The organism is Frankia torreyi, assembly GCF_000948395.1.
GTDB lineage: Bacteria > Actinomycetota > Actinomycetes > Frankiales > Frankiaceae > Frankia > Frankia torreyi.
In genome coordinates this window covers 32,925-53,322 of record NZ_JYFN01000049.1, presented here as the reverse complement: position 1 = coordinate 53,322, position 20,398 = coordinate 32,925, and the positions used below count along the sequence as shown (strand labels likewise).

The window sequence follows — 20,398 nt, the reverse complement described above, 5'->3', positions numbered from 1 at the left end:
CAGGTGACCGAGGAAGCGCTCGAACAGCTGATCCCGAAAGTCGGGGCCGTCGCGGCGTGCCGGGCGGTGGGCCGGTCCCGGGCGACGCATTACCGGCGGCACCGGAAAAGCCCTGCTCCGCCGCGGCCGGCACCGATTCCGCACAAGCAGCGCCGCCAGCCCGCGGCCCTGACGGCCGAGGAGCGGGCGAGGGTGCTGGAGCTGTTGCACTCGGAGCGGTTCGTGGACGCCTCCCCGGACCAGGTCTGGGCGGCGCTGCTGGACGAGGGGATCTACCTGGCGTCTCCCCGCACGATGTACCGGATCCTCGCCGAGCACGGAGAGACCGGGGAACGCCGCCGCCAGGCCACCCACCCGGCTCATGTCAAACCCGAACTCGTCGCCGAAAAGCCCAACACCGTCTGGTCGTGGGATATCACAAAACTCCGCGGCCCGAAGAAATGGACTTACTACTACCTGTACGTCATCATCGACGTGTACAGCCGCTATGTTGTCGGGTGGATGGTCGCCGACGCCGAATCCGCGGCCCTCGCCGACGATCTACTCCGCGCCACCTGCGAGAAACAGGCCGTCAACCCTGACCAGCTCACGATCCACGCGGACCGCGGCACGTCCATGACCTCGAAAACCGTCGCACTGCTCCTCGCCGATCTCGGGGTCACCCGTTCCCATTCCCGCCCGCGGGTCTCCAACGACAACCCGTATTCAGAGGCCCACTTCAAAACGTTGAAGTACCGGCCCGACTTCCCGGCGTCGTTCGAGACCCTGCAGACGGCTCGCGCCTGGTGCCGACAATTTTTCGACCACTACAACAACCAGCACCGCCATTCCGGGATCGGCCTGCTGACCCCGGCGGTCGTGCACCACGGCCAGGCCGACACCGTCCACCAGGCCCGCGCCAGCGTGCTCGACGCCGCCTACGCCGCACACCCCGAACGGTTCGTCCGCCGACCCCCGACCCCACCCGAGCTCCCCAAGCCCGCGTGGATCAACCGGCCCGACGACCAGGACACCGATCAGCAGGCCAACTAATTTTCTGAAGCGCCTGACTCAAACAGCTTGACGGATTCCGCCTGCGCCGTGAGATGCTCACCCTCCAGGTGGGCTGCAACCCTCGAGATAGGCGAGGACGGCGAGTACGCGACGGTTGTCGTCCTCGGACGGTTCCCGGGCCTTCGCCGCGACCTCGGCGTTGTCGTCGTCCGGGAACAGGCGCATTCCGCTGTAGGCATCTCTCGCTGCTGCGGTTGTTTCAAGGCGTGATGGGGATAGATTTTACGTTGTCCTTGCCGAAATCTTCATCCGTGCGGCTCATGCAGCATGCCGCAAACCTGGCAGGATCAGGCACAGCACTGCCGCAGCGGCGGCCGTGGCGGCGAAGGCGCCCACCGCCCAGGCGCCGGACACGTGCTGGACAAGCAGCCCAGCGGTCAGCGGCGCCAGCGCAGCCAGCGCGGTAGTCGCCATGACCACGGTGTTGATGACCCGGCCGCGCATTTCTGCCGGTGCACTGCGGAGCGTCGCGGCAAACAGCGCGGCGTTCACGGCCGGCGCGAGCAGCAGCGCTAGGGCGATCGGCGCCGCCACCAGCGGCGACGGGAGGAGCGGTGCCGCAGCACCGAACAGCAGGGCCCCAGCCAGGGTGATCGTGGTGGCCAGGGCTCCCAGGCGCATGCGCCCCTGCAGCCGGGGTGCCACCAGGGCGCCGAGCAGCCCGCCGGCCGCGATGGTCGCCTGCACTAGGCCGATCACCGCAGTGGAGGTACTGTGATGACGCAGCGCGAGCGTGACGGTGAAGGTCACGCCGGTGAAGGCGAAGTTCAGCAAGGGTGCCGTTAGCGCTACCGCGCGCAGGATCGGCACCTGCCAGACGAACTGCAGGCCATCGGCCACCTCGCGCCACAACGCCTTGCGCTCGGCCGCGTTCTCCGGGCGGAACTGCCCCCGGATCCTGTTCACCGTGCCGAACGAGACAACGTAGGAGACGGCATTGGCGAGGAACGGGACGGCCTGGCCCAGCCCGAAAAGAGCCCCGCCGAGCGCCGGGCCGGCCAGGGCGGCAGCGTAGGTCCTGGCCTCGGTGGCGGCCGACGCCTGCTCCAGTTGCCCGTCCGGCACGATCTCCGGCAGTGCCGCGGCAGCCGCCGGGTTGAAGATGGCGCCTGCGCCTCCCTCGATCAGGCACACGACCAGGACGACCGGCCAGGACGCGAGATGGGTCACGACCAGGATGCCGAGCAGGGCCAGCAGGATCGCGCGCATGGTGTCGCAAATGATCATCGTCAGCCGCCGGTTGAACCGGTCGGAGAGCGCCCCGGCGGGCAGCTGCAGGCACAGCAGGGTAATGGCCCGCGACGTCCCCACCACCCCGGCGAGCACCGCCGAGTGAGTCAGCGCCAGGATAAGCAGCGGGTAGGCGAGCAGGCCGATCCCTGAGCCGGTATCGGAGAGCAGCTGGCCGATCCACAGCATACGGAAGCCCTCGTTGCGCCGGAGGGGAACCTCGTGTTGCACATCGGCGTCTGTCTCGATTCCGGTGGCATCGCTCACCTTTGGAACAGTATGTGCCAAGGGTTAAGGATGTCCGTCTTACCGGACTATCTTCGGCGAGCGATGATCCAAATCACCGCCTAATCGAGCGCAGGCAGGTTATCGGCAGGGCCATTCCAAGCTCCCGCCGTATGTGGCGGCGTATCTGACGCTGGGAATGTGCCTGTTCCCGGACGACGACGCCGAGGTCGCGGCGAAGGTCACCGGGTCGCTGGACCGGTTCGGCTGCTGGGACGCGGCGTGGGCGCCGTCGAGTGCGAGCGGGATCACCCAGGCGCGCAAAAGGGCGGGCCGGGCGAACGCTGGGCGGAGGAGACCGCGAACGACCAGCTCAAGACCCATCTCCGCGGCCCGGGGAAGGTACTGCGCTTCCGACTGCCAGACCTGGCCGTCCAGGAGAGGTGGGCCTGGCTGACCGTCCAGTACGCGCTCACCGCCCTGATCGCCCACGCGGCGGAAGCCGCCGACATCGGTCCCGACCGGGCCGGCTTCGCCCGGACGCTGCGCCTGGTCCGCCGTTCCACCACCGGGACGGCGGACATTCCCCTCTGAGGACTGGCACGCCCACCTGCCCCGGTTCCGCGCCGCGCTCCGCGCCGTGCGGCGTGCCGTCGAGGCCGGGCTGGCCGGCGAAGGCGCAGTTCCCGGCGTTGGCGAGCGCGATGAACAGCAGCATCGCGCCGCGGGCCAGGTCGGGGGGCCAGCGCGCGCTCCGTGGGATGCCGGGGTCCGGACGGCGGCCGTAGCGGGAGGCGTCTGCGTCATGACCCTCAGACTCGTGGCGCCCGGCCGCGGCCACGAGGGGCCTGGACACCCTCTTCGGCAGGGGGCTGCCCCCCTGTGCGACCCGGCTCGCCGGGTCAGGATGCGGGCGGGGTCGCGTTCCGGATGCAGGTGTATCCGGACCAGGCGACGGTGGTCCTCGGTGCAGCATCCTGGGCCTGATAGACGCCGAGGACCTGGCCGATCTGGTAGCAGTAGGGCCGGGTGGGTTCGATCTGGTCGGAGTACACCGTCTGGCCGGCGCTCAGTGTCGTCAGTCTGCTCTCGTCCTCGGAGCCTCGACGTTGCAGCACCAGGCTGGTGGACGGCGAGCCGTTCTGCCAGGTCAGGACGGCCACCGTGCCGTGGTCGGCGACCTGTAGACGGTGCGGTCGCGCCGCCGCGACCGTGCTGGGCGGGACCGTCGAGGTGGCTGTGGTGGCGACGCCCGCCGTCGGTTGGTCGTTCCGACTGGCGATGACGGCTGCCACCAGGACCACGAGGAGCACGCCCAACGCGGCGACGGTCACGATCATCAGCAGGAACGGCACCCGGCGGATCGACCGACGACCGGCCACGAGCAGATCCTCGCCTTGGCCGCCGCCGGCGGCATCCAGTCCCCCCGCCGCCACCTGCGGGGTCACCGGATCGACGGCCCTCGGCTGCGCCGGTGCGGTCGTGCCGGTCGCCGGCGCGGCCGGGAACGCGCGATCGGCGGGGGGTGCGGGGGCAGGCCCGGGCTGGACGGCGGTGGGCGCATCGCCGGGCGACGGGGGCGCGGTGTCGGCACGCGCGGTGTCGGTGTGCGCGGCGTCGGTGTGCGCGGCGCGCGCGGCTTCCGCGGCGTCGTGACCACCGGGACCGGGCCCGATACCGGTGGACACCGGCGGCGGGGTCGGCTCGCCGACGGGTCTCAGTGGCGTGTGACGGACGGTGAAGCCCAGCACCGCGTTCAGCCGACGCAGCTCGGCCGCCGCCTCCGCGGCGCTGCCCGGCCGACGGGACGGATCCCGGGACATCAGCGCGTGCAGCGCCCGTTCCACCTCGTCCGGGACGTCGGCCCGTCGCAGGGGGCGGATCTCGTCGTGGAGGATGCGCAGGATCATCGCTGGGGTGGAGTCACCGGGCAGCCAGCCGAACGGCGGAGTCCCGGACAGCAGAGTGTAGATCGTCGCGCCCAGGCCATAGAGGTCGGAGGCGACGCTGGCGGGGGAGCCCTGCAGGACCTCCGGCGCGGAGTAGGCCACGGTGAAGGCGCCGTCGGTACCCGACCTGTCGGTGCCGAGTCCCAGGGTGGCGATGCCGAAGTCGCTCAGCACCGGGTCCCCGCGATCGGAGAGCATGATGTTGCCCGGCTTCACATCCCGGTGCAGGATCTGCAGGCTGTGCGCGGCGTGCAGGGCGTCGGCGATCTGCGCCGCGACGCGGAGGGTCTCCGCCGTCCCGAGGGGGCCTTCCCGCCGCAGCCGGTCGGTCATGGAGCCGGCCGGGAGGTACTGCATCGCGATGAACGGACGGCGGTCGCGGGTGGAGCCCACCTCGAACACCGTGATGATGTTCGGGTGGCCGGTAAGGCGCCCGGTCGCCCGGCATTCCCGGGCGAAACGACGGGCCGCCGCAGCGTCGAGCAGGTCCGCATTGATGACCTTGACGGCGACGGTGCGGTCCAGCTTGTCCTGGTAAGCCGTGTAGACGATGCTGAAGCCGCCCTGCGCGATCGGCCGTAGCGAGCGGTAGCCGGCGATGATCGGCCCCTCGTGCTCGCCCTCGTGCTCGTTCACCGGGGCTCGATCCGGTGGGCCGAGCCGAAGACCGCGGCGGGCGCGAGGCACCGGCGGGCCCGGCGGCTGCGCGGGGTGACGCGGCGCAGTTCGGTGCGCATCGTCGCGCTGTGCTGCCAGGCCGCCTCGGCCTCTCGTCCGCTCACGGCGCTCGGTGCGCCGGGGATGTCCGGCCCGTGCAGGGCCGCGGTGGCCAGACGGGCGAGAGCGGTCAGCGGGGCCCGTCCGCCCGGTCCCACCAGGGCCGATCCGAGGTCGACGACGTCCGTCGGGGTCGCTGAGGGCGGCACCGGCGCACCGGCCCGGTCCAGCGACTCGAGCGTGTCCAGCCAGGCGCCGACCACCCGCTCCCGGTCGCCGTCCGCCGCCCGCCGTCGTCGCCGGCGGCGGGCCGGGGCGGACAGACCGAGGACGACGTAGGCCACCCCGGCGATCACCACCGCGCCGGCCAGGGCCAGCCCGGCGAGAGCGCCGACCGGGGTCGAGGACGACCGGGACCCGGCCGGCGCGGACTGCACCACGGACTGCGGTGGCACGGCGGCGGCCTCGGTGACCTGCTCGGCCCGACCGGCCGGCTCCCCCTGGGCAGAGGTGGCGACCGACCCCCCATGCGGGCCCGCTGCCTGCGGCGTCGGGTAGAACGGCACCCATCCGGCCCCGGCGAAGTCGATCTCCGGCCACACCAGCACATCCCCGGCCCGCACAACCCCCGTCCGACCGGCCCCCGTCCGATCATTCTTCGTCCGATCCGTTCCGACCGGGGCCGCGCCGGTCGCGGGGAGGCCGGCGGGGTGGAAGCCGACCACCACCCGGCTGGGCAGGCCCAGGACCCGGGCGAGGACCGCGAACGCCGTGGCGAACTGCTCCGAGGTGCCGGTGTGGCTGCGGTCGAGGAAGTAGGCGAGGTGACCGTAGGCGTGGCCGGACGGGGCCTCCGGATCGTAGGTGAACCGGGTGCGCAGGAACTGTTCCAGCCGGTAGGCCCGCTGGAACGGGGTGCCCCCGGCCGCTGCCACCTCCCGCGCCGCCGCGGCGATCGGCGCCGGCAGCCCCGGTGGGAGGGTCCGGGCCGCGTCCGACGAGGTGCCGCTCGCGATCCGCAGCGCCGCGAGCTGTTGCGGGCTCAGGTCGCGCGGCACGGCGGACGTCACGCGGTAGGCGCGCCCGGGGACCAGCGGACTGCTCGAGATCAGGCTCCCGCCGGCGGTGTCGACGGCGAGGTCGGCACCGGTGAGGGTGACCGGTCGGTCGACATGGGGCAGGAACACGCCTGGCAGGGTGCCGATGGTGATGTCCTGGCTGATCCGGTCCGCGGCCGGCGGTCCGCCCGGCGCCGGTGGTACCCGACCGCCGGCGGGGGTGAACCGCGCCGACGGTGTCCACTGCTGCCCGTCGAACCGATCGAGTGCCGCCAGGCGGATGTTGCGGGAGACGGGAGGGGCGGCGGTGAACAGCGCCTCGCCCGGCGAGCGCAGCCAGGCGGAGACGAAGTCGAGCGGGCTCACCGTCGGCTGCGGGTGCGACGGGACGCTGCGGTGCGCGCGCAGGTCGTACGGTCCGGCGCTCGGGACGAGCAGCGCCGGACCGGCCGCGAGCGCCACGGCGGCGGTCGCGGCGACCACGGTGAGGCCCAGCGTCGAGCGGCGCGCGTCGATCCGACCGGCCGACTCGGGCCAGGTGGGACGGCCGTGGTCCGAGGGCGCCCGCGGTTCGGCCCGCCGGCACAGGGCCAGCGCCCCGGCGGCGACCACCAGGCCGCCGGCGATGCCCAGGTTGGAGCCCGGGCCGGACACCGTCACCGTCACGGCCACACCGAAGGCGACCAGCGCCGGTAGCGCCGGTGCCAGCACCGACCGTGTTCTGAGCACCAGTTCGGCGCCGGCGAGGGCGGCCAGCCACGTCAGCGCCTGCGGGACGACCAGCAGGTCAGGGGAATCCGGCGCGGGCAGGGTCGTGTCGAGCAGCCGGGTGCTCCCGTTGACCAGGCCGTCGGCGACCGCCGGGAGCACGCCGCGGGCGTGCGGCGAACCGTCGCGGAACAACGTCGCGGCGACGACGGCCAGCCACAGCACGGCCGAACTCAGGAACGACACCGGCAGCGGCGGGGGCCGGCGGCCGCCCCGGGCGAGCAGTGCGGCCAGCACCACCGGGATGACCGCGGCCGCGACCACCGGGCCGAGGACGGCTCCCAGGCCGAACCCCCGGTGGAAGGCAGCGCCGGCCAGCCCCGCAAGGCAGGCGACGACACCCAGCGCGGCGAGGCGTGCGGTCACCGCAGGCCGTCCGTCGGGGACCGGCCGCCCCCCGCCGGGGACCGGCCGCCCTCCGTCGGGGGCCGGACCCCCGTCGAGGCCGGCCAGAGCACCGCGAGGCCGGCGGCGTCGCGGACGTCCAGCACCCGCAGTCGTCCGCCGCCGAGCGAGGACAGGCCGCCGGTTTCACCGACCCGGACCACGACCACCCGCTCGTATCCGACCGCGACCGCCGCGGCGCTGACCGTCGCGGCAGCGTCCTGCGTGCCGCTGACCAGAGCCAGCGTGCCGATGGCGCGCCGAGAGGAGCCGCGGACCGAGGCCGTGAGCGTCTGTCCGGCGGCCGGGCCGCCGCCGGAACCCGGACCGGGCGGGCCCGAGTCGATCAGCTCCACCCCGGCCAGCGCGTCCAGGGCCGTGGTCTCGTCGGCCCGGCCGCCGCTGAGGGTGAGCCGCAGGCCGGCGGTGGTGCACAGCCGCACCGGGAACCGCAGCCGCGCGGACGCCAGAAGCACGGACGCGGCGGCGTCCACCGCGGCGTCGAAGGCGGCGGCACCCGGATCACCCGGCGGGTACGCCCGGCGCCGAGTGTCGAGCACCACCGTCGTCGCGGGTTCCGACGGGTCGACGTACTGCCTGACCAGCAGCGTGCCGGCGCGGGCGCTGGACCGCCAGTGCAGGTGGCGCGGGTCGTCGCCGGGCGCGTACTCCCGCAGTCGGTGGAAGGTCACCCCGCCCTGGGTCTCGCTGTCGACCGGCAGGCCGTCGGGGCGGCCGGCGCGGGTGGACGGCAGCGGTGCCAGCGGCTGGACCACCGGGTACACGTGCACGACCGCTGGTCGACCCCGCTGCTGCGTCCGGGCGAACAGCCCGAGTGGGTCGCTGGTGACCAGCTCGGCCGGCCCGACCCGGAGCAACCCGCGGCGCCCGGTCGGCAGCGGGATGGCAATCATGCGGCGTGCCCCGGGCGGCAGCGACCGGATCTCGGCCTCGGCGGCCTCCGGCCTCCGGGCCCCGGCGCCCTCGGCCCCGGCGCCCTCGGCCCCGCCCACGGGCTCTGTCGCGGCTCCGGGCTCTGCCGTAGGTCCGAGGCTCGTCGTAGGTCCGAGGCCTGTTCGGTACGGCAGGCGCAGCCGCACCGGGCCGATCACCGTCCGGGAGCCGACGTTGTGCACCGTGACGCCGGCGATCGCCGGTTCGCCGCGGCCGACCCGCATCGGCGTCACCTCGATCTCCACGGTGAACCGGGGCTGGCGTGCGACCAGCGCGGCGGCGCACAGCAACGCCACCACGCCGCCGACGGCGAGCACCGCCAACTCCGGGAAGCGCAGCACCCCGGCGGCCGTGCCCGTGACGACGACGCCGGCGAGAACCCCGAAACCGGTCGGCGTGATGGTCCCGCGCACGCGGCGCAGCCAGCCCGGGGCGGCTGCGGGTCGGGCCGCCCGGGGCGTCGCGGGTGCCGCGGCCATGCCGGTCAGACCCCGGTGAGTGTCCGGGGCACCGGCACGGCGGCCAGGGCCTCGGCGACCGCCTGTTCGCCGGTGTAGCCCCGAAGCTCGGCGTCCGGGGTGACCAGCAGCCGGTGCGCGAGGACGGGGGCCGCGAGTCGCTGCACGTCCTCCGGGATCACGAACGCCCGGCCGGCCGCGGCGGCCTGCACCTGCGCCGCCCGCAGCAGCGCGATGCTGCCGCGGGGGCTGGCGCCCAGCCGCAGGCCGGGTAGCGACCGGGTGGCGGTCACCAGGTCGACGACGTAGCCGCTGACGTTGTCCGCGACGTGCACCTGCGCCGCCAGCGCGACCAGAGCCAGGACGTCGTCGGTGGTGAGCACCGGTTGGAGGTCTTCGACCCGCAGCCCGGACCGGCGGTCGCGCAGGATCGCGAGCTCGGCGGCGCGGTCGGGGTAGCCGACCCGCACCCGCATGAGGAACCGGTCGAGCTGCGCCTCCGGCAACGGGTACGTGCCATCCATGTCGACCGGGTTCTGGGTGGCGACGACGAAGAACGGCCGGGGCACCCAGTGGCTCACCGCATCGACGGTGACCCGGTTCTCCTCCATCACCTCCAGCAGCGCCGACTGCGTCTTCGGGGACGCCCGGTTCACCTCGTCCGCGACCACCACGTGGGCGAACACCGGGCCCTCGTGGAAGGTGAACGCGTCGGAACCCTGGTGGTAGACGGTCACCCCGGTGATGTCGGACGGCAGCAGGTCCGGGGTGAACTGGACCCGGTGGCAGCTCGCCTCGACGGAGGCGGCCAGTGCCCGGGCCAGGGACGTCTTACCGAGCCCGGGGACGTCCTCCAGCAGCAGGTGGCCGCCGCTGAGCAGACAGGTGAGGGCCTGGGAGACGGCGTCGGTCTTGCCGCGGATCACCAGCCCCACATTGTCGACCACGGCCTGGAACGCCGCGGCGAAGTCCCCCCAGCCGGCGTCGTCCTGGCGTTCTGGCACGATCCCCCCTCGCGGGCGTCACGGCGGCTGCACGATCCGTGTCTTCATTGCCACGCTTCGTCCCAGACTAGCCGGCCGGAGGTGGCGGCGATGGGAGGTTTGCTGGTGCCGGGCTGTCCCACGGCTGTCGGATGCACGTCAGGCCGCGTGCCGGCCACCCGCCGGTCACCCGCCCGGCGTGTAGCCGACGACCGCGGGCCCGGTGCCGGCCGCGTTGCGCGCGGCGACGCTGATCCGCGAGTACGGGTCGCGGCCGGCGGCCCTCCCCCGTTCGTAGCTCGTCCCGGTCACCACCGCGATCTGGTCCTGCGGCGTCACTCCGTTGATCGTGGAGTAGTGGACGGTGACCACGTAGTCGAGGGCGCCGCCGCCGGTGTCCGCCGGCGGGTCCCAGGTCACCCGGATGTCCCCCGGACTGTTGGTCGGAGGTTGGACCGCGGCCGAGGCGATGTTGCGCACCGCGCCCGGGGGGACGCAGCCGACCGCCTGCGCGGTGGCGGAGCTCGCCGACGTGCCGCCCGGACCGGTGGCGGTGGCGCTGGCGGTCGCGGTCGCGCACCCGGCCACCGCGATGGTGACCGTGCCCGGCGCGGTCAGGGTGCGGGTCCCGCCCGGGTTCGTGGTCAGCGCGTAGCTGGTCACCAGTCCGCCGGCCGCCGGTGCCGTCACCGTGACGGTGATCGCGCCGGCGGCGGCGACCGCCCGCACGCCGGGTACCCCGGGCGCGGCCGGTGGCGGCGGCGGAACGGGCACGGGCTGCGCGGGTGGCGTCTGCTGCGGGGTCGTCGCCGGCGGTGGCTGGGCCGTCCGTGGCGGCCCCGTGGGCCCTGGCGGGAGCGCGGTCGCGGGCGGCGTCCTCGGGGGCCGCTGCGAGGGCGGAACGATCGGGCCGGGCCCGGGCAGCGGGCCGGGTGGGACCCGCGCCGGCGTCGACGGCCGGGAGGCAGGGGGTGGCCGCACCGCCGGTACCCGCGTCGCCGGCGGGCGCGACGGCGGTACGCGCGGCACGACGACGCGCGGCGCGTTCGTGGCGACCTGCGGCGGCTGGGGGAGGTGGGGATCGGCGCTGCGGGCCGGCTCCGGGACGCCCGGGGCGTACTTGTCCACCTGGTGGCGCCGGCCGTCCGGCCCGACCGAGACGGCCTGGGAGCCGTCCGCGTTGTTGATCCACACCGAGCCGGCGCGGACGAACAGGGTCAGCAGCCCGGGGCCACCCGCGATCCGGATCGGTTCCTCGAACCGCTGGTGGTCGCGGTCGTACACCAGCACCTGTCCGGTGCCGTCGTCCGGCACGTACACTCGGCCGCCCGCGATCACCGGGGCGCCCAGCCGGCTGGCCGGCGACTGCCCGACCAGCCGCACCGTACGCACGGCCCGCGGACCGGACCCGGCCGCCAGATCGACGAGGAACATCACGTCCGTCCCCTCGACGAGCACGGGCACCACCCTGCCCTCCAGCGACGGCGCGACCAGCAGCCGGCGGCCCTGGCCGGCGGGCGGCGGCAGCGCGCTCGGCGCGCGCGGGCCGTCGACCGCCACCGGGACCAGCGCCGGCGCCGTGCCGTCCACCGCCACCGGTTGATTGTCGGCGATGGTCATCGCCAGCGCGCCGTCCGGCCGGCCGACCCGAACCCGCTTGATGATCTTGCCGTCGCGGATCGCGATCATTTCGCCGCTTCGCGCCACGGACAGCCACAGCGTGTCGTCGTCGGCGATCCCGGCACCGGTGACCGGTGCCTTCACCTCGAGCCGCGCCCCGATCACGTCGAGGGTCTTCGGGTCGATCCGCATCACCGTCCCGGTCGCATCCTCGACGAGATAGGCGGTGCCACCATGCGCGACGACCCGGAACGAGCCGTGGCCGAAGGGCCGGGACAGCAGCCCCATGCCGGCCGGGTCGATCCTGCTGACCACACCGGTGTCGCGGTCGGAGACCAGCACGGAGACGCCATCCTGGCTGAGCTCGATCCGGTGGCCGCGGGTATCTGGCACCGGGACGTTGAAGTCGGGCCGTCCGGACGGTCCGTTGATGTGGGTGGCCCACCCCTTCGCCGTGCTCCACAGCCACGCACCGCTGTCCGTGACCGGCAGAAACGCCGAGCCCGCGCTGGTCCCCAGCACGCCCACCAGCGTCGCCACCGCCATCGCCAGAGCGAGCCCGACCGAGATCGAGCCGGTCGAACGGACGCCAATCGGCCTGCGCACTGTCGTCCATCACCGCCTGGGGCTGGGGCTGGGGCTCGCCGCCGCTTCTGCCAATGATCCCGTATCCCGTGCCGCGCCAGACCCGACGCCGCGGTTGCCCCGGTCGGATATCTGACGGAGACGAGGGCGCTGACGAGCTCGCCCGGCAAGCTCGCCCGGACAGCCGCAGTTCCACCGAGACCGTGACATCTCCGTGACATCCGGTGCCGCGACGTTCATGCTGACCTTCGTACCCCGCCCTGCGCATGCGTGCGGCCCGAAGACCGAGATACCGCGGCAGGTCGGTGACGAGTGTGGCGTGGGAACAGGGGTCCCGGCCGCGATGACGCTGGGAGGCCAGGTTGCCTGACCGTAGTGACGGGCACGCCGAATGGATCACGGGCTGGTTGGAACGTGAGGTGGGCGGGAAGGTCGTGCGCGTCGAGCGGCAGGCGCGCTGGCGCCCGGCCTGGTGGGTCGATGTCGAACGCGACGGCGAGATCCTGCCCTTGTATGTGCGTGGCGAGCGGGTCGACTCGCCGTCGGCGTTCCCGCTGCGCCACGAGATGCGCTTCCAGTCGGTCCTGCAGGAGCACGGCATTCCGGTGCCGGCCGTCTACGGCTGGTCGGAGGAGCCGCGGGCCTACGTGATGGCGCGCGTCGAGGGGCGGGACTCCTTCGAGGGCGTCCCGGACGACGAACGCCGCCGGGCGATGGAGGACTACATCGACATTCTCGTCCGGCTGCACGCGCTCGACGTGGCGCCGTTCGTGGACGCGGGCATCGTGCGCGCCGGTGCCGGCGAGGATCCCGGCGCGGTGGGTCTGCGGCACTTCGAGGAGTCCGCCTACCGGAAGTTGAAGAAGCGGCCCGACCCCTTCCAGGAGTTCGTGCTGGGGTGGCTGTCGCGGCACCGTCCCGACTCGCGCGGCCGCGAGTCGGCCATCGTCTGGGACGCCGGGCAGCTCCTGCACTCCGGCGGACGCATCACCGCGCTGCTCGATCTGGAGTTCGGGCACGTCGGCGACCCCCTGCAGGATCTCGGGGGAATGTGGGTCCGCAGCCCGTTCGTCGCCCTGGGCGACCTCGCCCCTCTCATGCGCCGCTATGAGGAACGCAGCGGCACCGCGGTGGACCTCCAGGCCGTNCATTACCACTACATTCTGTGGGCCCTGTCGAACCAGCTCGAGTTCCACTCCGTGCTCGCCGATCCGGTGCCCGGCACGGACTACATGCTCAACCTGCACTGGTGCATCGAGACCAACCTGATGGCGCTCGAAGGAATCGCCACCGNCGTCGGGGTCGAGCTGGNGGAGGTCGCGGAACCCGAGCCGGTCGGGTCGGCGTACGGGCCGGCNCACCNGCANCTGACCCGCTCCCTCGAGGGGCAGGACCTCGGCGCCGGCGCGCAGCGGTACCACAACCGCATGTCCGTGCGGCTCGCCCGACACCTGCAGCGGATCGACGAGATCGGGGCGGCGGTCGTCGCCGCGGACCTCGACGACACCGCCGCCCTGGTGGGACGACGCCCACGGTCGTGGGCGGACGGCGAGCACGAGCTGGAGGACTTCGTCCTCGCCGACGATGGTCGCCACGACGCCGAGCTCGTCGCGCTGTTCCACCGTCGCCTTCACCGGGCCCGCATGCTCAACGGCCCGGCGGGCTCGTGGATCACGCGGCACCGCGACGTCCCGCAGCCCAGCCTGTGAGAACCGGGGACGTCGGGGCCTTCAGGGGGTGAGCTCCTTGCCGCACAGATCCGGCGCCACCACGTCGAACGCGCTGCCCTTCGCGTTGGCCTGGACGAAGGAGTAGCAGGTGGTCGGTTTGCCGAGGCCGGTCCTGATGTTGATCGGGCTGATCAGACCGCCCGCGTCGTAGCGCGTCACGGATCGCAGCGCGGTGATGAAGCCGTCTCGGGTGGGGCAGGCGCCGGCGAGTTCCAGGCCGCGGACGAACATGTCCGCCTCGATGTAGGAGGTCACGGCCAGGTCCTGCTCCGGCTGGCTGATCTGGGGTGAGTAACGCGTCATCGCCGTCGTGTAGGCGGTCAGGGCCGGGCCGCCGGACTCGAAGGGCCGGTAGAAGACGGGAACGGCGAGCCCCGCGATCCGGGGGCCGTAGGCGCGCAGCAGCCGCCGGTCGTAGCCGCTCGCGGACAGCACGACCTTCGGGCTCCGGCCCGCGGCGCGCAGCGCGTCGAGGACCGCGATGAGAGCGTCCGGCTGGATCACGCTGATGATGGTGTCCGGATCGAGGGCGGCGATCCGCTGGGCGACCGACTGCGGGCTGTCCGCGCCCGGGGTGTAGTTCAGTGTGTCGAGGACCTGCACACCGGCAGCGTCCACACTGCGCCCGTATCTCGCCGCCGCGTCCGAGACGCCGGTCGACAGCGCGGTCTGCACCACGACCGCTCGGCTGCCGCCCTGGGACCGCACGAACTGCCCGTAGGTGTCGGTGGGAGCGGCGCTGACATACGAGAAGGCAAACATGTTCCCGTAGTTCGACCAGACCTTCTCGGCTGCCAGGCCGGTCACCGGAACATTCCGGTCCGCCAGGTACTGCGCACTGCCGCTCGCCGCGAGGGTCGCCTCGATGATGCCGAAGACACCCTGGCCGTCGACGAGATCGCGGGCGGCGGTCTCATTCGTGGCGGCCGCGCCCTGGTCGTCCCGCCATTGATAGGTGATCGTGCGGCCGTGGACGCCGCCGGTGGAGTTCGCCACGCCCAGCCGGGCGTCGATGCCGGAACGGACGGCGCCGAAGGCGCTCGCGACCGCTCCCGTGTCGGGGTAGAGGACGCCGAGGTTGACGTGGTCGGCCGTCACCCCCGGGGTGTCGCAGGTGGACGCCGAGGCCACACCGGAGGTTGAGCAACCGCCGGCACCGGCGACCACCAGAAGTAACATGGCGCTCACCGCCAGGGGTCTCGAATGGCGGCAGGTGAACATGGGACTCCCTGGGACGGACGTAGGCGGCGGCGCGCCAATCGGGCGGCAGCACGGTACCTCCGCCGGCGACGTGGACCTGGCGCCGTCGAGGCGGATTCAACGTCCGTGCACTCGATCCTGCACTGATCAATGCCGCGGGCCTGATCAGTGCGGCAACATTACCGAGGCCGGCATCCGGGGCCAATGACGGGCAGTCATATTCGGTGGTAGCTGTCGCCGCTGGAAGCGGAACACGAGGAGAGCTGCTCCGCGGCCGGGGTCGAGTGTCGCGTTTCCCGCCTCATTGTCGCGATTGTCCTGTTGTGCGCGATCGTGGTGTTCCGCGGAACCGCGCCATGCCCGGGCAGGCGGGCTACGCCTTGCGGGCGATGCCGCCGTACACGCTGACGTCCGTGTCGGTGAGGTCGGCGTGGGCGGGGTCCGGGAACCAGCGGTGGACGAGGTCGACGCCGGGGGGGAGGAGTTCCAGGTCGAGGAACAGGCGTTCCACCTCGGCGCGGCTGCGGAGCTGATTGGGGATGCGGCGACTGCGGTAGGCCGACGCCGACGCCTCGAAGGCGGGATCGAAGTCGGCGGTGGCGTGGGTGAGGGCCAGGTAGCTGCCCGAGGGCAGCGCATCGATCAGCGTGCGGAGGATGTCGAGCGGGGAGTCGGCGTCGGGGATGAACGGGAAGATCGAGATGAGGGACAGCGCGACCGGCCGGGTCAGGTCGAGGGTCTCGGCCAGCTCGGGGGAGTCGAGGATGAGACCGGGGTCGCGCAGGTCGGCGTCGAGATAGGCGGTGCGGCCGGCGGGGCTGCTGGTCAGCAGGGCGCGGGCGTGGGCGAGCACGATCGGATCGTTGTCGGCGTAGACGACCCTGGTGTCCGGGGCAATCTCCTGGGCCACCTCGTGCAGGTTGGGGGAGGTGGGAATGCCGGTCCCGATGTCGAGGAACTGGCGGATCCCACGGTCGCCGACGAGGAACCGGGTGGCGCGGATCATGAAGGCGCGGTTGTGCCGGGCGACGTTCCGGGCGTTCGGGTACGTGGCCAGTACCTGTTCCGCGGCCTGCCGGTCGGCCGGGAAGTTGTCCTTTCCGCCCAGGTAGTAGTCGTACATGCGGGCGGAGTGCGCCTCGTCCGTCCTGAGGTCGGCCGGCTGGGGTTCGTCGGCCAGGGAGGTCCACCACTGCCCGCCGGGGGCGTTTCCTGCTTCCGCTTCGGTCACCGCAACCTGCCCCTCAAAGCCGGACGATCCCTCCCGAATCACCCTAGCCGCAGCGGCCTCGGCGGGTCCACGAGACGCGGGGAAGTCAACGCCGTTCACCGCGCGGCTGGAGAGTGGTACGGTGCCGCCGTGACCATCATTCCCCCTCGCCCTGCGAATGCCATGACCGACGTCGGACCGCCTTTATGCGGACCGCCCAGTAGCCCGGACGGGCCCCCGAGCGGTCCGGCGCCCATGCGGACCGAATAGTCCGCCGACGTCATTCTCCCTAACGCCGCCGGACGTCACACGCAGGTTATGTGGGGCCCTGCGCGGCCGTCGAACACCGATATCGCGCCCGACAATGACGCCGTACGTTCGGCGGATGCCCGGCGCGCGTGCGCACATCATTTTCCGGCCGCTTCTTCGTGCCCGGCGGGTCAGGTCGCCATTGTGGCGGGACTCCCGCGCGACGAGAGGAGAAGGACTGTGATCATGGATCGGAACATCCTGACCGACGGCGAAGCGGCCGGGTTGGACGTGGCCCGCACCCGTCCCGCGCTGCTGGCCATCGAGCCCACGTTCGGCGCCGGCGTGCTCTGCCAGGCCGTCCACGCGGCGCTGCACCGACTCGACCTCGGGCTCGACGACGTCGCGGTCGTGAACCTGGTGACGCGCGCCGCGCCGTTGGGACCGGCGCCGGCCGACGTGGTGGTGGCGACCTTCTACAACGTCAATCCCCGGCTGGTCGCCAGCGTCATTCCGGCCGTGTGGCGCAAGGCGTCACCCGAGGCCATCCTCGCGGCGCAGCAGGCGGCGTTCGCGCCGGTGCTCGCCGCGGCGCTCGCGCCGATCGATCCGGCGGAACTCGGCGAGCTGGCCGAGCTCGCGCGCGCGGCCGGGGAGGCCGCCGCGGCGAACAGGGAGGGCCGACCCCTGCTCGCCGGGCTCGCGTCGCTGCCGTGGCCGCGCGAGGACCCTCTGGTGATCTGGCACGCCGCCAAGGTGCTGCGCGAGCACCGGGGCGACGGGCACATCGGCGGCCTCGTCATCGAAGGGTTGCGCGGCATCGACGCGCTCGTGGTCCACGCCGCCTACGAGGGGTGGCCGGGGGAGGCGCTGCGTGACTCCCGGCGCTGGGACGCGGCGGCCTGGGACGCCTCGGTCGCGAGCCTGCGCCGCCGGGGCTGGCTGACCGAGGCCGGGACGCCGGAGTCGGCGCCGGAGCTGACGGTGCAGGGGCGCCGCCGCCGGCGCTGGATCGAGGATCGGACCGACGAACTCGCGGCGCTGGCCTACGAGCCGATCGGCGACGCGGGCATGGATCGCATGATCGAGCTCGGCGCCAAGGTCGTGGCCGCCCTCGGCGCCGCCGGCCTCGCCACGAGGCTGCGCCGCCCCGTCGCCAGGTAGCGGCCGTCGTGAGATAGCGGCCGACGCCGAGCCGGTGGCCGCCGGGGGAATCTCGTCCCCCGCACGCTCGGACATCGAGGTGACGGCAGGGGACCCCCGGGGCCGGCCCGAAGGTGCCAGGCCCGCGCATCGGGGTGTGCGACCAGGAAGGATCCGTAGCCTCGCCGGGACGTTCATGGGAGGGAGAGTCGTGAGCCAGGATGAGCGGGTTCGGGCCTGGTTGGAGCGGGAGCTCGACGGCACCGTGGTGGCCTTCGAGCGGCAGGAACGGTGGCGCGCCGCCTGGTTCGCCGATCTGACGAACGACGGGGAGCTGCGCAGGTACTACGTGCGCGGCCACCGCGGCGGCAACTTCCGGGAGATGATCACTCTCGGGCAGGAGGCCGACATCAACCGGGTGCTCCACCGGCACGGCGTGCCCGTTCCCCGGGTCCACGGGATGATCGAGGACCCGCCCGCGATCGTCATGGACCGGCTGCCCGGCCGGGTCAACCTCGCCACCGCGTCCGACGACGGCGAACGCGACGCAGTGCTGGACCAGTACGTCGACGCCATGTGCCGCATGCACGCGATCGACGTGGGTGAGTTCGGGGCGCTCGGGCTGCCCGTGCCGGCCGACAACCGGGCCGCGGCGCTGAACATGTACGCCACCGGTGAGCGCAACTACCGCCGGGCCAAGACCGCGCCCAGCCCGATGATCGAGTTCATGTGGCGGTGGCTGTGCCGCAATGTCCCGGCCGGGCGTACGCAGCGGGCGCTCATCCAGGCCGACGCGGCGCAGTTCCTGTTCGACCAGGGCAGGATGACCGGCCTGATCGACTTCGAGGCCGCCTACATCGGCGACCCGATCGCCGAGTTCGCCGCGATGCGCAGCCGCGACTGCGAGGAGCCGCTTGGCGACATCGGCCGGATCGCGCGGCGCTACGAGGCCGTGACCGGTGAGCGGATCGACCGCGACGCCGTGGAGTTCCACACCGCCGGCTGGTCGCTGATGACCCCGTTCCAGTGGGAGGACTCCGTCCGCAACCCCGCCCCCGGGGACAGTTGGCTGGAGTACTTCACCTGGCTCGTCGGCTGCGGCCGGTGGGCGCTCGAGGCCATCGCCGCGGTCGCGGGCGCGCCGCTGCCCGCCGTCGAACCACCCGCGCAGCGCCCGTCGTCCTACGCGAGCGCCGCCTACACCAACCTGATGGCGCTGCTCGACGAATGGCCCACCGCCAGCGCCTACGAAGGTTTCCGGGCGGACAGCGCCCGGGCCGTGACCCGGTTCGCCGAGCACGTCCACGCGTTCGGCGCCGACCTGGAGGGCGCCGACGTCGAGGAGATCTCCGAGCTCCTCGGCGCCCGCCAGCCGGATCTCGCCACCGCCGAGGCGGCGCTGGAGGAGTTCGTGCTGCGCGCCTCCCCGGACCTCGATGTTGCGCTGGTGCAGTACTTCCACCGCTGGACGCAGCGCCAGCAGTTCCTCATCGCCGGCACGGGTGCCCGGCACGAGAAGCTCATCCACCTCAGTCTGCAACCGCTCACCGGCGACGCCTGGCAGGCCGGGGGGCAGCCCGGGAGGCACGCATGACCCTGCACGTGGACGGCGACGGGCCGGCGCTGCTGGCGGAGCTGGCCGCGGTGATGCCCGCCGCGCCGGCGCTCATGGACCGTCTCGTCAACGAGTTCGCGCCCACGGCGGCCACGATGGCGACCCCGCAGGCGTACTGGGTGGGGCTCAACGGCTGGCTGACCGACCGGCTGTCCGGCCCGATCATGCAGGGCACCGTCGCCGTCGACGACGTCGGCGAGCAGGCCTGGGCGATCCTGGCCTCCAGCTACTGGGGCGGCCTGGAGCTGCGTGAGCACTGGGGGATGCCGCCGGTCATCGAGCGGCTCGGCATCGCCCTGTCGCCGCCGTTCGCCGAGGTCGAGCAGGGCATCGTCACGCAGATGGCGCAGCGGCTCGAGGCGTTACGCGCCGGCGGCGAACGCTGCCTGGAGATCCTGCCCTCGATCCTGCGGGAGGACGCGCCGTCGGGCCCCGTCCACGGCATCGCCTACAACGCCGGGGTGCAGGTGGTGAAGACCGAGGACCCGCCGATCGGCCAGCGCCGCCCGCACCGGACGCCCAGGCCGGCCGCGGTGCGCATCAACGCACGTCACTTCATGCGGGTCGACTACGACCTGCCGACCCCCGACTATCTGAAGGTCTGGCGCTCGGCGTTCGAGCGGGCCGTCACGGCCAACCCGGACGCCTACGAGAAGGTGATCGTCGGCGCGGGCGGCCAGGCCGACCTGCGGGATATCTGGGCCCACGCGGTGGCCTTCGGGAACACCACCTGGGGCGGGGAGGCGCAGGACGGCTGGACCGACGCCTACTTCACCGAGACCATCCGCTGGAGTTCGATCCTGACGTTCGGCCTGGAGGCGGCGGGCCTGGCCGCGTTCGTGGCGCTGATCAACCAGGACCCCGCGGCGGCCACGGCTGCGGTCCTGTGCAACGCGCTGTACCTGGGTGCCACGCCGGGCTGGCTGATCGGCCTGCTCGACACCGGCGCGACCCTGCCCCGGCTCGTCGGGGAACAGGGCGCCAGAACCCGCGACGAGTAACCGCTGGTTTTTGCTATGGACAAATCGGACGCCGAACCCGCCAGAGGAACCACCTCGGCGCTCACCCATGCATCCACCCCGAACCCCCGCCAGCCGCCGCCACGCTCCGCGATCGTCGCCGCGACCCGCGACCCGCTCGACCGACGGCTTGACACGGTCATTCAGAGTGCTGGACCTGGCGCGGTACGGCGGATCTTCCTGCTCCCATTCCCCCAGGACGGCGATCGTCGGCGGCGGGGCGCGGGGAGGTCCGGAGGTGGCCAGAC

The 20,398-nt window shown here is 73.0% G+C and carries 14 protein-coding genes and 3 pseudogenes; 8 read left to right on the top strand and 9 right to left on the bottom strand.

The window, feature by feature from the left end; translation table 11 throughout:
• The coding region (locus FF36_RS23660) for an IS3 family transposase (RefSeq protein ID WP_242422785.1) at window positions 1-1,032 on the top strand (1,032 nt) is incomplete at its 5' end.
• 57 nt (window positions 1,033-1,089) lie between these two features.
• Here the strand turns inward: FF36_RS23660 and FF36_RS40115 are convergent.
• Window positions 1,090-1,218 carry a hypothetical protein gene (locus FF36_RS40115; RefSeq protein WP_255354325.1) on the bottom strand — a complete coding sequence of 43 codons (129 nt, stop codon included), beginning with the start codon at window positions 1,216-1,218 and terminating at the stop codon, window positions 1,090-1,092.
• 93 nt (window positions 1,219-1,311) lie between these two features.
• Window positions 1,312-2,550 carry an MFS transporter gene (locus tag FF36_RS23655; protein ID WP_044887351.1) on the bottom strand — a complete coding sequence of 413 codons (1,239 nt, stop codon included), beginning with the start codon at window positions 2,548-2,550 and terminating at the stop codon, window positions 1,312-1,314.
• Between the two features lie 157 nt (window positions 2,551-2,707).
• Between FF36_RS23655 and FF36_RS41125 the strand changes: the two are divergent.
• Together FF36_RS41125 and FF36_RS38860 are read left to right on the top strand one after the other, a co-directional pair.
• Window positions 2,708-2,788, top strand: a pseudogene (locus FF36_RS41125) (hypothetical protein); the annotation flags it as partial.
• A 2-nt stretch (window positions 2,789-2,790) separates the two neighbouring features.
• Window positions 2,791-3,102 (top strand): hypothetical protein, encoded by a 312-nt coding sequence (locus FF36_RS38860; RefSeq protein WP_044887350.1) that lies wholly within the window; start codon window positions 2,791-2,793, stop codon window positions 3,100-3,102.
• Between the two features lie 308 nt (window positions 3,103-3,410).
• Here FF36_RS38860 and FF36_RS31710 read toward each other — a convergent pair whose 3' ends face one another.
• The 5 genes from FF36_RS31710 to FF36_RS23625 form a co-directional block, all read right to left on the bottom strand.
• Window positions 3,411-5,093 carry a serine/threonine-protein kinase gene (locus tag FF36_RS31710; protein ID WP_052681372.1) on the bottom strand — a complete coding sequence of 561 codons (1,683 nt, stop codon included), beginning with the start codon at window positions 5,091-5,093 and terminating at the stop codon, window positions 3,411-3,413.
• Window positions 5,090-7,366, bottom strand: coding sequence for a transglutaminase domain-containing protein (locus tag FF36_RS23640; RefSeq protein ID WP_044887349.1), 2,277 nt, complete (start codon window positions 7,364-7,366; stop codon window positions 5,090-5,092). The genes FF36_RS31710 and FF36_RS23640 overlap by 4 nt, the downstream gene beginning before the upstream one ends.
• Complete coding sequence (locus FF36_RS23635) at window positions 7,363-8,817, bottom strand: DUF58 domain-containing protein (protein ID WP_052681371.1); 1,455 nt, start codon at window positions 8,815-8,817, stop codon at window positions 7,363-7,365. Before FF36_RS23635 ends, FF36_RS23640 begins: the two co-directional genes overlap by 4 nt.
• Window positions 8,818-8,822: 5 nt before the next feature.
• Complete coding sequence (locus FF36_RS23630; RefSeq protein WP_044887348.1) at window positions 8,823-9,800, bottom strand: AAA family ATPase; 978 nt, start codon at window positions 9,798-9,800, stop codon at window positions 8,823-8,825.
• A 165-nt stretch (window positions 9,801-9,965) separates the two neighbouring features.
• Window positions 9,966-12,005 (bottom strand): hypothetical protein, encoded by a 2,040-nt coding sequence (locus FF36_RS23625; RefSeq protein WP_044887347.1) that lies wholly within the window; start codon window positions 12,003-12,005, stop codon window positions 9,966-9,968.
• 398 nt (window positions 12,006-12,403) lie between these two features.
• Between FF36_RS23625 and FF36_RS38855 the strand changes: the two are divergent.
• Both FF36_RS38855 and FF36_RS38850 read left to right on the top strand, forming a co-directional pair.
• Window positions 12,404-13,131, top strand: a pseudogene (locus tag FF36_RS38855) (phosphotransferase family protein); the annotation flags it as partial.
• Window positions 13,132-13,351: 220 nt separating this feature from the next.
• Window positions 13,352-13,693, top strand: a pseudogene (locus tag FF36_RS38850) (phosphotransferase family protein); the annotation flags it as partial.
• A 21-nt stretch (window positions 13,694-13,714) separates the two neighbouring features.
• Here the strand turns inward: FF36_RS38850 and FF36_RS23615 are convergent.
• Both FF36_RS23615 and FF36_RS23610 read right to left on the bottom strand, forming a co-directional pair.
• A complete protein-coding gene (locus FF36_RS23615; protein ID WP_236706160.1) occupies window positions 13,715-14,893 on the bottom strand; it encodes an ABC transporter substrate-binding protein in 1,179 nt (392 codons plus the stop codon).
• 394 nt (window positions 14,894-15,287) lie between these two features.
• Window positions 15,288-16,145: an SAM-dependent methyltransferase gene (locus tag FF36_RS23610; RefSeq protein WP_044887344.1), complete on the bottom strand. Its 858-nt coding sequence runs from the start codon at window positions 16,143-16,145 to the stop codon at window positions 15,288-15,290.
• Between the two features lie 474 nt (window positions 16,146-16,619).
• On the opposite strand from FF36_RS23610, the gene FF36_RS23605 reads away from it, so the two are divergent.
• The 3 genes from FF36_RS23605 (at window position 16,620) to FF36_RS23595 (ending at window position 20,132) form a co-directional block, all read left to right on the top strand.
• Window positions 16,620-17,537 carry an SCO6745 family protein gene (locus FF36_RS23605; protein WP_044887362.1) on the top strand — a complete coding sequence of 306 codons (918 nt, stop codon included), beginning with the start codon at window positions 16,620-16,622 and terminating at the stop codon, window positions 17,535-17,537.
• Window positions 17,538-17,727: 190 nt separating this feature from the next.
• Entirely contained in the window at window positions 17,728-19,110 is a 1,383-nt protein-coding gene (locus FF36_RS23600) for a phosphotransferase (protein ID WP_044887343.1), read from the top strand.
• Entirely contained in the window at window positions 19,107-20,132 is a 1,026-nt protein-coding gene (locus FF36_RS23595; RefSeq protein ID WP_044887342.1) for a hypothetical protein, read from the top strand. The genes FF36_RS23600 and FF36_RS23595 overlap by 4 nt, the downstream gene beginning before the upstream one ends.
• Window positions 20,133-20,398: the final 266 nt, after the last annotated feature.